Genomic DNA, 14,286 nt, shown 5'->3' with positions numbered 1-14,286 from the left:
GTAAAATATAAATAATGGTTAAGCAGATGCTTCTTCAGCAGCTTTTTTCTCAGCCAGAGCAGCCAAGCCGCGAGCCATGCCAGACAATGGAGCCTGCATGAGGAACAGCAATTTGGACAGCAATTCTTCACGACTCGGAATTGCAGCCAGCTGACCCACCTGAGCGGCATCCATCACCGCACCGTCATAAGAGCCTGCTTTAATGATCAGCTTCTCATCTTTTTTAGAGAATTGGTGCAACACTTTTGCAGCAGCTACAGCATCTTCAGATGCTGCATATACCAACGGGCCAACCATATGTTCGGCTAACCCTGCAAAAGGGGTGCCTTCTACCGCACGACGAGCCAACGTGTTTTTCAAAACACGCAAATACACACCTTCCTTACGTGCATTGGCACGCAATTCGGTCATGCTAGCAACGCTGATACCGCGGTATTCGGCAAGCACCATAGTCTGAGCATTGCCGATACCGGCAACAATCTCTTCCACAACTGCTTTTTTAGTTTCAATACTAAGACTCAAGGTCTACCTCCTACTGTTTATCAAAGAATGTCTAATGACACCCACCAGTTCGGCAACCTGAAAAGACATTTTGCAAGCAATTGCTTGCTCATAATCTCAGGACCACCGTCTACGTAGGGTAAAATATTAAATCTTACGATCCCTACGGTCTTGGACTCTACTTACAATCAAGTATAAGCAGTCCATATTTCAGGTAGCCTCAGCAACCCGCAAAGGCTACCTGAAAATTTCTTTTAACTAGACACGCTACCAACATCTACACGGACACCAGGTCCCATAGTGCTAGATAATGCGATTTTCTTCAGATATTGGCCTTTGGTAGCAGCGGGTTTCGCCTTTACTACCGCATCCAACAAAGTATTAAAGTTTTCGCGCAAATCAGCCGCCGCAAAAGAAGCACGACCAATTGTGGCATGCACCACACCAGCCTTATCAGTGCGATACTGAACCTGACCAGCTTTGGCATTACGCACAGCTTCTGCCACATTTGGCGTAACCGTGCCCACCTTCGGATTTGGCATTAAACCGCGCGGCCCCAAGATAGTACCTAACTGACCAACGATACGCATCGCATCAGGAGAGGCAATAACAACATCAAAATCTAAATTTCCTGCTTTTACTTCTGCGGCCAGATCCTCAAACCCAACCACATCAGCCCCTGCTTCTTTTGCTGCTTCAACATTGGCACCTTGAGTAAATACTGCCACTCGAACAGTCTTACCAGTACCTTTGGGCAACACAACAGACCCACGGATTACTTGATCAGATTTACGCGAATCCACGCCCAAATTGATAGCAACATCAACAGACTCATCAAATTTGGCTGTAGCAGTCTTCTTTACCAACTCAATTGCTTCATCAATTGAGTAATGTACATTTGAGTCAATAGAAGAGCGCAGACCCTGGAAACGTTTAGACAACTTAGCCATTACACACCCTCCACATCCAAGCCCATGGAACGGGCAGAACCAGCGATAGTACGAACTGCTGCATCCAAATCAGCTGCAGTCAAATCAGGCTCTTTAATCTTGGCAATTTCTTCCAACTGAGCACGGGTAACTTTACCCACCTTACTGGTCAGCGGATTTGAACTACCTTTCTGCAAACCAGCAGCCTTCTTCAGCAAAATACTGGCCGGAGGAGTTTTCATTACAAACGTAAAAGACTTATCCGCAAACGCAGTAATTACTACAGGAATAGGCAAACCAGGCTCCACATTTTGTGTAGCCGCATTAAATGCCTTACAAAATTCCATGATATTTAAACCACGCTGGCCCAGTGCCGGACCAACTGGAGGAGAAGGATTAGCCTTCCCTGCAGGAATCTGCAACTTGATATAACCTACAATTTTCTTTGCCACACTTAGCTCCTAAATAACGGGTAATACGCAGAAATTCTGCTCCCCAAGATAAGCCGCATATTATAAATAAAATCTTGCTTATTGCCAAGCAATCAGACTAAATTTTCTCCACCTGACTAAAATCCAACTCAACGGGTGTTTCTCGACCAAAAATTTGAACCAGAACTCGCAACTTATTACGTTCATAATCCACAACATCAACCAACCCGTTAAAATCAGAAAATGGGCCTTCACTTACCCTAATCTGCTGCCCCACCACAAACTCAACTCGCGGCCTAGGCTTTTTCTCAGAACCAGCAACATCCGACACTTGGGACATGATCGCATCAACTTCTCGCTGAGAAATTGGCAAGGGCCTATTAGCCATACCTCCAATAAACCCATTAACCCTGGGCGTACTCTTAACCAAGTGCCATGACTCATCCGTCATTTCCATCTCTATTAACACATAACCTGGAAAAAATTTACGCTCACTAACCGTCTTCCGGCCATTCTTAATACCAACAACTTCCTCAACTGGCACCAGAATCTGACCAAAAAGCCCCTCCATCCCCTCTCTCGCAATCCGCTCCTTTAAAGTTTTCTGAACATTCTTTTCAAATCCAGAATATGCTTGGATAACATACCAATCTTTAGCCATTCTCTCGACACCCCCTGCAAATTACGTACTTTGCATAAATAACCACACTAAAAAAGAATCTACCAGCCACAAGAATAAAGTCAGCACAGCCGTGAACACTAAAACAAAAAATGTATTCCGCCAAGCCTCATTTTTAGGCGGCCAAACAACTTTCTTAATTTCTACAACAGAATCTTTGATATATCGAATTAAACTAGGACTGGCATCACACCAAAAGAGAACAATTAATCCAGACAGCAACAACGGAACTCCTAAAATAATGCCTCGCACATACAGCGGCTGTTGGGACAAAAATGAAAAGCCAATCACCCCCCCGGCAACTAAGGCAGCTGCCAAACATAATTTAGCGACATTTTCTCTTCCAGTCTTTCGCTGAACACCCCGCCTTCGATCACGCAACTCCTGGCGAGACTGTTTCAGCGAGGCTACCGCCATCTCTTTTACCTTCTGCTTACGATCACTCATTTGCAACCACCCTAAATTTCATATTTTTCTATTTAATATAAAACAAAAGACTAACCGGTTGGCCGGTTAGTCTTTCTTTTGGCAGGCCAGGAGGGTCTCGAACCCCCAACCCTCGGTTTTGGAGACCGATACTCTACCAATTGAGCTACTGGCCTCTACCCTTTAAGCAATCACGGAAGCCACCACACCGGCACCTACCGTACGACCACCTTCGCGAATTGCAAAGCGCAGGCCTTCTTCCATAGCAATCGGAGCAATCAACTCTACGATGATTGTTACGTTCTCACCGGGCATGACCATTTCCACACCAGGCTCCAGCTCTACGGCACCAGTTACGTCAGTGGTACGGAAGTAGAATTGGGGGCGGTAGTTGGCAAAGAACGGGGTGTGACGACCTCCTTCTTCTTTGCTCAGCACATATACTTCGGCTTTGAATTTGGTATGCGGGGTAATAGTGCCGGGTTTGGCCAACACTTGCCCGCGCTCCACTTCTTCGCGTTTGGTACCACGCAGCAGTACTCCTACGTTATCGCCTGCCCGGCCTTCGTCCAACAACTTGCGGAACATTTCCACACCGGTACAGGTAGTTTGCTGGGTGGGTTTCAGACCAACGATTTCGATCTCTTCGCCCACCTTGATAATACCGCGCTCTACACGACCGGTTACCACGGTACCGCGACCAGAGATAGAGAATACGTCTTCAATCGGCAACAGAAAAGGTTTGTCTACGGCGCGCTGGGGAGTGGGGATGTAACTATCCAGAGCGGCGGCCAGTTCGAAGATTTTTTCTTTATAGCCAACATCGCCCTCGAGGGCTTTGAGGGCGGAACCTTGTACGATCGGGCAGTCGTCGCCAGGGAAATCATAGCTGGAGAGCAGATCGCGGACTTCCATCTCAACCAGTTCGAGCAGTTCGGCATCATCTACCATATCGCATTTGTTCATAAATACGAGAATGTAGGGTACGCCTACCTGACGGGCAAGCAAGATGTGTTCGCGGGTCTGCGGCATGGGACCATCGGCAGCGGATACCACCAGGATAGCGCCGTCCATCTGGGCAGCACCGGTAATCATGTTTTTTACATAGTCGGCGTGACCAGGACAATCTACGTGAGCATAGTGACGGGTCTCGGTTTCATATTCTACGTGAGCAGTGTTAATGGTAATACCGCGAGCTTTTTCTTCCGGGGCGTTGTCAATCTGGTCATAAGCCTTGGCCTGACCACCGAATTTTTCGGCCAAAATGGTGGTCAATGCTGCTGTCAGTGTGGTCTTACCATGGTCAACGTGACCAATGGTACCAACGTTTACGTGCGGTTTGCTACGTTCGAATTTTTCCTTAGCCATGGCAATTTCCTATGTAGTTAAACAAGTAAAAAATGAGGTGGTGCCCATGGGCAGATTTGAACTGCCGACCTCTCCCTTACCAAGGGAGTGCTCTACCCCTGAGCTACATGGGCTTTAAAAATTTATTGGAGCGGGCGAAGGGAATCGAACCCTCACTGTAAGCTTGGAAGGCTTCTGCTCTACCATTGAGCTACACCCGCCCTTAATGCCCCAAGCAATAGCAATAGTATTGGTGGTGGGAGAAGGATTCGAACCTTCGAAGCTCTCGCAACAGATTTACAGTCTGCCCCCTTTGACCGCTCGGGAATCCCACCAAAAGAGAAAATAAATATAGCGGTTTTCCCAACCGCTCGTCAAGCAAAATTTGCCCGTCTTTCTAAAATTAACTGCAAATCAGTATTTTTAATTGGAATTCTAGCTTATCCCCCCTTTCAACAAAATAATCTTTTCATACTTAGCACGCAGCTGTTCTTCAGTTTCTGGATGCTCTTCATCAATCAAAATACAGTCCACCGGACACACCTGCTGGCATTGTGGCTCATCGTAATGTCCAATACACTGTGTGCACAGATTCGAATCAATCTCGTAAATTTCCTCACCCTGTGAAATGGCATCATTCGGGCACTCCGGTTCACACACATCACAATTGATACACTCATCGGTAATAACAAGAGACATGCTTTCCTCTTAATATTTATTCTTCTAAAATTATCCAAAATTAAAGAGTGAAATTATAGCATAAGCCCTCCTTCAGGCAGCCTACACCCTTAGCAAGACATAAAGTTTTCTTCTTTGATAACAATTATTAAAGCCACTTATTCTCACTCCTTCTTGAGCAGTGCATACTTACTCAAACCCGATCGTCCTACGTTCAATTCCAACAAATAATCAGGCCAAACAGGCAAATCTCCTGCTTCAACATATATATATGCACCACTATGCAAATGCCGCTGCAAGCGCATAAACAGTTTAGCCCATTCTCGCCAAGTAAATGGCGGATCTAAAAACACCACATCAAACTGCTCATGTGTTTTTGACAAATATTCAAAAGCATCAAGTGCTCGAACTTCCATCTTTTCGGATAGTCTCAATTCTTGTATTTGCTGTTGTAAACTTGCTGCAGTCCGCCGATTATTTTCTACCAGCACAACCCGTTTCACCCCTCTCGAAATAGCCTCAAAGCCCAGCGCCCCGCTACCAGCAAACAAGTCCAGCACCGTTCGGCCTGTTAACTCGTGTCTCAACCAGTTGAATAAACGCTCACGCACGCTATCGGCGGTTGGACGTAGACCTTCTGTATCTGCAAATCGGATTTTCCGCCCACGCTGCTCACCGCCAATGATGCGGATTTGATTTTTGTGTTTGTTGTGCATGTTGTGTTTTTGCATATCTATTCCACAAAGAATACGTAGAATCCATAGCTGGTTATTTTTAATAATACAGCTAAACATTCACTTTTTCATATAGTGTCAATTTACTTTACCTTGTCAAGTAAAACTCTTAACCACAAAAAGCCGAACAGAGACTCCGTTCGGCTTCGATATTATCTGCAAGTAGATTACTGAACCTTGATTTCCACATCCACCCCGGCCGGCAAATCCAGCTTCATCAATGCATCGGTAGTTTTATCAGTCCAATCTACAATATCCATCAAACGCAGATGAGTACGGATCTCCAACTGCTCACGTGAGGTTTTGTTCACGTGCGGAGAACGTAGGATATTGAAACGCTCGATTTTGGTCGGTAGTGGAATCGGACCTTTTACTACAGCACCAGTGCGCTTGGCGGTTTCAACGATTTCCTGAGCAGAACGGTCAATCAGGCTGTAATCATAAGCTTTCAGACGGATACGGATTTTTTGATTTGCCATTTACTCGATATCCTTCTTTAAGCAATCACGGAAGCCACCACACCGGCACCTACCGTACGACCACCTTCGCGAATTGCAAAGCGCAGGCCTTCTTCCATAGCAATCGGAGCAATCAACTCTACGATGATTGTTACGTTCTCACCGGGCATGACCATTTCCACACCAGGCTCCAGCTCTACGGCACCAGTTACGTCAGTGGTACGGAAGTAGAATTGGGGGCGGTAGTTGGCAAAGAACGGGGTGTGACGACCTCCTTCTTCTTTGCTCAGCACATATACTTCGGCTTTGAATTTGGTATGCGGGGTAATAGTGCCGGGTTTGGCCAACACTTGCCCGCGCTCCACTTCTTCGCGTTTGGTACCACGCAGCAGTACTCCTACGTTATCGCCTGCCCGGCCTTCGTCCAACAACTTGCGGAACATTTCCACACCGGTACAGGTAGTTTGCTGGGTGGGTTTCAGACCAACGATTTCGATCTCTTCGCCCACCTTGATAATACCGCGCTCTACACGACCGGTTACCACGGTACCGCGACCAGAGATAGAGAATACGTCTTCAATCGGCAACAGAAAAGGTTTGTCTACGGCGCGCTGGGGAGTGGGGATGTAACTATCCAGAGCGGCGGCCAGTTCGAAGATTTTTTCTTTATAGCCAACATCGCCCTCGAGGGCTTTGAGGGCGGAACCTTGTACGATCGGGCAGTCGTCGCCAGGGAAATCATAGCTGGAGAGCAGATCGCGGACTTCCATCTCAACCAGTTCGAGCAGTTCGGCATCATCTACCATATCGCATTTGTTCATAAATACGAGAATGTAGGGTACGCCTACCTGACGGGCAAGCAAGATGTGTTCGCGGGTCTGCGGCATGGGACCATCGGCAGCGGATACCACCAGGATAGCGCCGTCCATCTGGGCAGCACCGGTAATCATGTTTTTTACATAGTCGGCGTGACCAGGACAATCTACGTGAGCATAGTGACGGGTCTCGGTTTCATATTCTACGTGAGCAGTGTTAATGGTAATACCGCGAGCTTTTTCTTCCGGGGCGTTGTCAATCTGGTCATAAGCCTTGGCCTGACCACCGAATTTTTCGGCCAAAATGGTGGTCAATGCTGCTGTCAGTGTGGTCTTACCATGGTCAACGTGACCAATGGTACCAACGTTTACGTGCGGTTTGCTACGTTCGAATTTTTCCTTAGCCATGAGCTAATTCCTTTTCATATAAAGATCGATTATAAAGAACAAAAGCTACCTGAAAATCGGCTTCATCACCTGAAATGGTTTTCAGGTAGCCTGAAATGGCTGCCCATCTCAACGGACAGCCCAGATTGCAAAGTTAACCTTTGCGGTCTGCTACAACTTTCTCTGCTACATGAGCCGGAGCTTCTGCATATTTCTTGAACTCCATGGTGTAGGTGGCACGACCCTGGGTAGCTGAACGCAGATCGGTTGAGTAACCGAACATTTCAGCCAACGGTACTTCGGCACGAACTTTCTTACCGCCAATACCATCGTCGTCCATACCCAGTACGATGCCACGGCGACGGTTCAAGTCGCCCATCACATCACCCATGTATTCTTCCGGGGTTTCCACTTCTACAGCCATAATCGGCTCCAGCAGAACCGGAGCGGCCTTACGCATACCGTCTTTGAATGCCATAGAAGCGGCCAATTCAAACGCGATTTGCGAAGAGTCCACATCGTGGTAAGAACCAAAAGTCAGACGAACGCGGACATCTACCACCGGATAACCGGCCACGATACCGTTTTGCAGCGTATCACGGATACCTTTATCGACAGACGGAATGAATTCGCGAGGAATCACACCACCTTTGATTTCATCGACAAATTCGTAGCCTGCGCCGCCCGGCTCCATCGGTTCCATTTTGATCACAACGTGACCATACTGACCTTTACCGCCAGACTGCTTAACGTGTTTAGCTTCGGATTCCACTTCTTTACGGATGGTTTCGCGGTAGGCTACCTGGGGTGCACCCACATTAGCCTCCACACCAAACTCACGCTTCATGCGGTCCACGATAATTTCCAAGTGCAACTCGCCCATACCAGAAATAATGGTTTGGCCAGACTCTTCATCAGTGCGCACACGGAAAGACGGGTCTTCTTTGGCCAAACGGTTCAGAGCGATACCCATTTTCTCTTGGTCAGCCTTAGTCTTCGGCTCAACGGCAATGTGAATTACCGGCTCGGGGAATTCCATGCGTTCCAAGATAATCGGGGCATTTTCTGCACACAGAGTTTCACCAGTGGTTACGTCTTTCAAACCAATAGCAGCAGCAATGTCGCCAGCACGTACTTCTTCAATTTCAGTACGATCAGCGGCAGTCATCTGTACCAAACGGCCGATACGCTCACGAGTGCCTTTAACAGAGTTCAGTACAGTGTCACCAGATTTCACCACACCAGAGTAAACACGGATAAAGGTCAGTTGACCAACGTATTTATCATTCAGCATTTTGAAAGCCAAAGCGGAGAATTTCTCGTCATCGCTGGCTTGGCGGCTGTCGGCTTCTTCGGTATCAGGGTTAACACCTTGAACCGGAGGAATATCGGTCGGAGCAGGCAACAGTTCAACCACAGCATCCAGCATACGCTGAACACCTTTATTTTTAAATGCAGAACCGCACAACATCGGCTGGATTTCACCGGCCAACGTACGCTGACGCAGCGCGCCAACGATTTCTTCTTCAGACAGCTCTTCACCGCCCAAGTATTTGTCCATCAGCTCTTCGCTGGCTTCGGCAGCGGCTTCGATCATATTCTGACGCCACTCTTCGGCAGTCGGAACCAAATCAGCCGGGATATCGCTATATTCGAAAGTTACGCCTTTGTCGGCTTCATTCCAAATAATAGCTTTCATCTTCAGCAAGTCCACCACGCCTTCGAATTTATCCTCGGCACCAACCGGAATCACGATCGGCACAGGATTGGCGCGCAGACGGGTTTTCATCTGCTCAACTACGCGGAAGAAGTTGGCACCTTGACGGTCCATTTTGTTTACAAATGCCAAGCGCGGAACTTGGTATTTATTGGCTTGGCGCCACACAGTTTCAGACTGAGGCTGAACACCACCTACCGCACAGTAAACCATTACTGCGCCGTCCAATACACGCATAGAACGCTCCACCTCTACGGTGAAGTCAACGTGTCCGGGGGTATCAATGATGTTGAAGCGATGCTCAGGGAACTGCTTCGCCATACCAGACCAATAGGAAGTTACGGCAGCAGAGGTAATGGTAATACCACGCTCTTGCTCTTGTTCCATGTAGTCGGTAGTAGCCGCACCGTCATGCACTTCGCCCAACTTGTGGGTCAAGCCAGTGTAGAACAGGATACGTTCGGTAGTGGTGGTTTTACCAGCATCGATGTGGGCAGAAATACCGATATTACGGTACAAATTAATCGGGGTTTTACGAGCCATTTCAATCGCCTTTCAAAATTAGAAGCGGAAGTGAGAGAAGGCTTTGTTGGCTTCAGCCATGCGGTGTACTTCTTCACGTTTTTTCATGGCACCGCCACGGCCTTCTGCGGCATCAATCAACTCACCGGCCAGGCGCAAATCCATAGATTTTTCGCCACGCTTGCGGGCTGCGTCGCGCACCCAGCGCATTGCCAAGGCCAAACGGCGGGAAGGACGAACCTCAACAGGAACCTGGTAGTTAGCACCACCAACACGGCGGCTTTTCACTTCCACGATGGGTTTGGCATTGTCGATGGCTTCGTTAAACACTTCGATTGCTTCTTTGCCCTGTACTTTCTTGGCAATTTGCTCCAGAGCACCGTACACGATGCGCTCGGCAACCGATTTTTTACCGTCAACCATCAAGACATTCATAAACTTGGTCAGTTCAACGCTGCCGAACTTCGGATCCGGCAATATGTCGCGCTTGGGGACTTCTCTACGTCTTGGCATTTCAATTTCCTTTAATCTATTCAGCTGGGATAATTCCCGCGAATGTCCATTGGGGAGCATTCACTTACTCGGCCGGCTTATATCAGCAATAACGGCCGACGTGCCTGTATTAAAAAATTATTTCGGGCGTTTAGCACCGTATTTGGAGCGCGCCTGTTTGCGATCTTTCACGCCGGCAGTATCCAAAGAACCACGAACAGTGTGGTAGCGCACACCCGGCAAGTCTTTCACACGACCGCCGCGGATCAGCACCACGCTGTGCTCTTGCAAGTTGTGGCCTTCACCGCCGATATATGAAATCACTTCAAATCCGTTGGTTAGGCGCACTTTGCACACTTTACGCAAAGCGGAGTTCGGTTTTTTCGGAGTAGTGGTGTACACACGGGTGCATACACCGCGTTTTTGCGGGCAGGCTTCCAGTGCGGGCACCTTGTTTACGTACTCGGGCTTTTTACGGCCCTTGCGTACTAACTGGTTAATAGTTGGCATATTTTCTCGTCCTGTTGAGTTAAATATTTGCCGACACCATGCCGGCAAGAGCGGAATTATAGTTCTTTTGCAAGCAGCGGGTCAATGGCAGCAGCGGAATATACCTTAGCTTCTCGTGGTTTACGGGCGGGTCTGTTGTTTTCTGCACAGAAGAAAAGAGGCCCCTCCCATCAGCCAGCCAAACAACGAGGCTACCTGAAACTGTCCTAGCCTGTTTTCAGGTAGCCTCTTAATGGCTATATAAGCATCCGCTTTTGGCTTTGCCGAGCCTCTACTTCTAGCAGCCAGGCCCGGCTACAACCTTCAGGTAGCCTTTACTTTATCGCGCTGCGGATCACACCCATAATGCTGCGGGTAATGCTGCGGGTGATCTGCTTGTTCACCTGACTGCCGAGCGAATCGGCCAAATCGTAGCCCAAGCCTTGGTTGGCGCGTTTGCGGCTGCCGAATAGGCCGCCGAGGAAACCGTCCAGCACACCACCTTTGTTGCTTTCAGCTTTTTGGGCAGACGCAGCTGCAGCATTTTGCACTTTGGCTTCGGCTTCTGCCTGAGCGGCAGCGGCCTGCTCCTGTTCCAGCTGCTGCAAGGCTTCGTAGGCGGAGAAGTTGTCCACCGCGTCTTTGTAGTGGCGGTAAAGGATGTCGTTTTGGAAACGGCTGTCGCGTTCAGCGGCGGAAAGCGGGGCAAGCTGGGATTGCGGCGGCAAGATGAAGGCGCGCTCCACGATGCCGGGCATGCCTTTTTCATCAAGGAAAGACACCAGCGCCTCGCCCACGCCCAATTCGGTAATCGCTTGCGCCACATCGAGATTAGGATTACTGCGGAAGGTTTCGGCGGCAGCGCGCACGGCTTTTTGATCGCGCGGGGTAAAGGCACGCAGAGCGTGCTGCACGCGGTTACCGAGCTGGCCGAGCACGGTGTCGGGCAAATCGAGTGGGTTTTGGGTAACAAAATATACACCCACGCCTTTGGAACGGATCAGGCGCACCACTTGCTCAACTTGCTTGAGCAGGGTGTCAGCGGCATTGTCGAACAGCAAATGAGCCTCATCGAAGAACATGACGAATTTGGGTTTGTCCAAATCGCCAGCTTCGGGCAGGGTTTCAAACAGTTCGGCCAAAAACCACAGTAAGAACGCGCTATAGAGGCGCGGCGAGCGCATCAATTTTTCGGCATTCAAGATATTGATTACGCCCTGCCCGCCTTCGGTTTGCAGCCAGTCTTGCAGATTAAGCTCCGGCTCGCCGAAAAACACATCGCCGCCCTCGCTTTCCAGCTGCAACAGCTGGCGCTGAATGGCGCCGACGCTGGCGGCGGAAACGTTGCCGTATTGGGTGCGATATTCTTTGGCATGCTCAGCCACGTATTGCAACATGCCGCGCAGGTCTTTCAAATCGATCAGATGCCAGCCTTTGTCGTCAGCAGCTTTGAATACCAGGTTGAGCAGGCCTTCCTGCGTGTCGTTCAGCCCCATCAGGCGGGAGAGCAGCAGGGGGCCCATTTCGGAAATGGTTACGCGTACGGGAATGCCGGTTTCGCCGTACACATCCCAGAAGCGTACCGGACAGCCTTTCAGGTAGCCTTCCGCATCCAGCCCGAATTGGGCCATGCGCTCGCCCACCTTGCCCTGCCCGTCGCCCGGGTTGGCGATGCCGGAGAGGTCGCCCTTCACGTCGCTCATAAACACGGGAATGCCTTGCGCGCTGAAACCTTCGGCCATTTTGCGCAGGGTAACGGTTTTGCCTGTGCCGGTAGCACCGGCAATCAGGCCGTGGCGGTTGGCCATCTGGCCGAGCAAGAATAAATCGCGGCCTTCGGCCACGGTTTTGGCAATGTGGAATTCAACCATTGCGCCTCTCCAACTGAAAATTGATAACGGGCGATATTGTAACGGAATTGCGGCGTTTGACGGCAAATTTGTTTGCCAGCGTAGAGAGCATGTTTTCAGGTAGTCTGTTGCGCCAACATAAGGCTACCTGAAAGCACTCACTGCCACGGAGTGAAACAGCTCCTCCAAATTTTCAGGTAGCCTGATTGCCGATTTTAAAGAGGCTAACTGAAATATATAGTGGATAAAATTAAGAACGAGACAAGGCGGAGAACCGCAAACAGTACACTCAACACAGCAAGGCGAGCCAACGCTGTCGCATTCTTATTTTGATTCACTATGCAGCCAGACCTCACCACTGTTTTCAGGTAGCCTCTTCCCGGCAAACAGCGCATAATACGCCCGTTTGCCAACCCGCCCGGAGCCACCTATGCCCAACCCACTCTACGGCCAGCACCTCATCTCCATCCCCGACCTGAGCAACGAACAGCTCGAATGCCTGCTGGATACCGCCCTACGCCTAAAACGGGAACCACGCCGCAACTTACTTGAAGGCCGGCTCATCGGCTCCTGCTTCTTCGAGCCCTCCACCCGCACCCGTCTCTCCTTCGAAACAGCCGTACAGCGGCTCGGCGGTAAAGTTATCGGCTTTTCCGACGGCGCCAACACCAGCGCCAAAAAAGGCGAAACTCTGGCTGATACCGCCCGCATCATCTCCAGCTACACCGACGCCATCATCATCCGCCACCCCAAAGACGGCGCCGCCCGCGTGCTTTCCGAATTCTCCGCCGTGCCCGTCATCAATGCCGGCGACGGCACCAACCAGCATCCCAGCCAAACCCTACTCGACCTCGTTACCATCCAAGAAACCCAAGGTCGGCTGGATAAGCTTGTTATCGCCATGGCCGGCGACCTCAAATACGGCCGCACCGTCCACTCCCTCGCCCAAGCCATGAAACGGCACCAAGCCGAATTCATCTTCGTCTCCCCGCCCAGCCTCGCCATGCCCGACTACATCACCGAAGAGCTCGACGAAGCCGGCTGCCGCTACCAAATCCTGCCCAGCCTCGAAGAAGCCGCCCGCCACGCCGACATCCTCTACATGACCCGCGTGCAGCGCGAACGCTTCGACGAACAAGAATTCGCCAAAATCCAAGGCAAATTCAACCTCGAAGCCGCCACCCTCGCCCAGGCCAAACCCAACCTGCGCGTACTGCACCCCCTCCCCCGCGTCGACGAAATCCATCCCAACGTGGATGGCACGGTTTATGCTTACTATTTTGAACAAGCAAAAAACGGTGTATTCGCACGCATGGCCATGCTGTCATTAGTGTTAAACGAAATAATCTAACCCCGGCATCTAGGCAGACTGCCTAAAAGCCGATCCCCTAACAAAAGCAATATAAAGGCTGCAAACCGGCCTGATTTGCGGTGCTGGCGAACATCATCGACTTGCTTGAATGACTAAATTCTGTCTAGCAAAGGAAATTGAATAATGCACGTAAAAAACATGTTAGCCGTTATGTGCCTGGGCGTACTGGCCGGCTGCGGTGACGGCAAAAGCAGAGATGGACAATCAGTACAGTCGATACGATTTGCCAACGGCAGTGGCAGTTCAGGGCAATCATTGACAATGTCCGTCCCTATGAAGCAACAGAGACAGAATCAAGAGCAACCTCAAAATCAGCCACATCCGCAACCGCAGCCTCCGCAACCGCAGCCTCCGCAACCGCAGCCTCCGCAACCGCAGCCTCCGCAACCGCAGCCTCCGCAACCGCAGCCTCCGCAACCGCAGCCTCAACCGGAGCCACCGCAACCCCAACCACAGCCC

At 50.1% G+C, this 14,286-nt stretch carries 15 protein-coding genes and 4 tRNA genes; 1 reads left to right on the top strand and 18 read right to left on the bottom strand.

The features are described from left to right. Positions 1 to 18: 18 nt before the first annotated feature. From rplJ to A7Q03_RS06375, 18 genes are all read right to left on the bottom strand, one after another. On the bottom strand, positions 19 to 522 hold the full coding sequence (gene rplJ, locus A7Q03_RS06460) for a 50S ribosomal protein L10 (protein ID WP_023887603.1): 504 nt from the start codon (positions 520 to 522) through the stop codon (positions 19 to 21). Between the two features lie 233 nt (positions 523 to 755). Further along, entirely contained in the window at positions 756 to 1,451 is a 696-nt protein-coding gene (gene rplA / locus A7Q03_RS06455) for a 50S ribosomal protein L1 (protein ID WP_064106419.1), read from the bottom strand. Beyond that, the gene (gene rplK / locus A7Q03_RS06450; RefSeq protein WP_067448345.1) at positions 1,451 to 1,882 is read right to left on the bottom strand and encodes a 50S ribosomal protein L11; all 432 of its coding nucleotides are present in this window, start codon (positions 1,880 to 1,882) and stop codon (positions 1,451 to 1,453) included. Before rplK ends, rplA begins: the two co-directional genes overlap by 1 nt. Before the next feature lie 97 nt (positions 1,883 to 1,979). Next, entirely contained in the window at positions 1,980 to 2,522 is a 543-nt protein-coding gene (nusG, locus tag A7Q03_RS06445; RefSeq protein ID WP_067442424.1) for a transcription termination/antitermination protein NusG, read from the bottom strand. Positions 2,523 to 2,543: 21 nt separating this feature from the next. Next, positions 2,544 to 2,987, bottom strand: a complete 444-nt coding sequence (gene secE / locus A7Q03_RS06440) for a preprotein translocase subunit SecE (RefSeq protein ID WP_082880711.1) — start codon at positions 2,985 to 2,987, stop codon at positions 2,544 to 2,546. A 79-nt stretch (positions 2,988 to 3,066) separates the two neighbouring features. Further along, a tRNA-Trp gene (locus tag A7Q03_RS06435) sits at positions 3,067 to 3,142 on the bottom strand. A 7-nt stretch (positions 3,143 to 3,149) separates the two neighbouring features. Continuing rightward, positions 3,150 to 4,334 carry an elongation factor Tu gene (gene tuf, locus A7Q03_RS06430; protein WP_067442335.1) on the bottom strand — a complete coding sequence of 395 codons (1,185 nt, stop codon included), beginning with the start codon at positions 4,332 to 4,334 and terminating at the stop codon, positions 3,150 to 3,152. A gap of 38 nt (positions 4,335 to 4,372) precedes the next feature. Then, positions 4,373 to 4,447 (bottom strand) — tRNA-Thr (locus A7Q03_RS06425). A 13-nt stretch (positions 4,448 to 4,460) separates the two neighbouring features. Next, positions 4,461 to 4,534: transfer RNA gene (locus A7Q03_RS06420), tRNA-Gly, on the bottom strand. Between the two features lie 30 nt (positions 4,535 to 4,564). Continuing rightward, positions 4,565 to 4,648 (bottom strand) — tRNA-Tyr (locus tag A7Q03_RS06415). 100 nt (positions 4,649 to 4,748) lie between these two features. After that, positions 4,749 to 5,012 (bottom strand): YfhL family 4Fe-4S dicluster ferredoxin, encoded by a 264-nt coding sequence (locus tag A7Q03_RS06410; RefSeq protein WP_067448343.1) that lies wholly within the window; start codon positions 5,010 to 5,012, stop codon positions 4,749 to 4,751. A 143-nt stretch (positions 5,013 to 5,155) separates the two neighbouring features. Beyond that, entirely contained in the window at positions 5,156 to 5,722 is a 567-nt protein-coding gene (rsmD, locus tag A7Q03_RS06405) for a 16S rRNA (guanine(966)-N(2))-methyltransferase RsmD (RefSeq protein WP_067448445.1), read from the bottom strand. Positions 5,723 to 5,892: 170 nt separating this feature from the next. Further along, positions 5,893 to 6,204: a 30S ribosomal protein S10 gene (gene rpsJ / locus A7Q03_RS06400; protein ID WP_002642322.1), complete on the bottom strand. Its 312-nt coding sequence runs from the start codon at positions 6,202 to 6,204 to the stop codon at positions 5,893 to 5,895. A gap of 17 nt (positions 6,205 to 6,221) precedes the next feature. Further along, complete coding sequence (tuf, locus tag A7Q03_RS06395; protein ID WP_067442335.1) at positions 6,222 to 7,406, bottom strand: elongation factor Tu; 1,185 nt, start codon at positions 7,404 to 7,406, stop codon at positions 6,222 to 6,224. 133 nt (positions 7,407 to 7,539) lie between these two features. After that, a complete protein-coding gene (gene fusA, locus A7Q03_RS06390) occupies positions 7,540 to 9,645 on the bottom strand; it encodes an elongation factor G (protein ID WP_067448341.1) in 2,106 nt (701 codons plus the stop codon). Positions 9,646 to 9,663: 18 nt separating this feature from the next. Beyond that, positions 9,664 to 10,137 (bottom strand): 30S ribosomal protein S7, encoded by a 474-nt coding sequence (rpsG, locus tag A7Q03_RS06385; RefSeq protein WP_067448339.1) that lies wholly within the window; start codon positions 10,135 to 10,137, stop codon positions 9,664 to 9,666. Positions 10,138 to 10,254: 117 nt separating this feature from the next. After that, a complete protein-coding gene (gene rpsL, locus A7Q03_RS06380; protein ID WP_003824684.1) occupies positions 10,255 to 10,626 on the bottom strand; it encodes a 30S ribosomal protein S12 in 372 nt (123 codons plus the stop codon). A gap of 314 nt (positions 10,627 to 10,940) precedes the next feature. Further along, the gene (locus tag A7Q03_RS06375; protein ID WP_067448337.1) at positions 10,941 to 12,476 is read right to left on the bottom strand and encodes a helicase HerA-like domain-containing protein; all 1,536 of its coding nucleotides are present in this window, start codon (positions 12,474 to 12,476) and stop codon (positions 10,941 to 10,943) included. Positions 12,477 to 12,885: 409 nt separating this feature from the next. On the opposite strand from A7Q03_RS06375, the gene pyrB reads away from it, so the two are divergent. Continuing rightward, entirely contained in the window at positions 12,886 to 13,806 is a 921-nt protein-coding gene (gene pyrB, locus A7Q03_RS06370; RefSeq protein WP_067448335.1) for an aspartate carbamoyltransferase, read from the top strand. Positions 13,807 to 14,286: the final 480 nt, after the last annotated feature.

The sequence above is a fragment of the Eikenella sp. NML99-0057 genome (genome assembly GCF_001648535.1).
Classification (GTDB): Bacteria; Pseudomonadota; Gammaproteobacteria; order Burkholderiales; family Neisseriaceae; genus Eikenella; species Eikenella exigua.
This window is presented reverse-complemented; position numbering and strand designations above follow the sequence as displayed.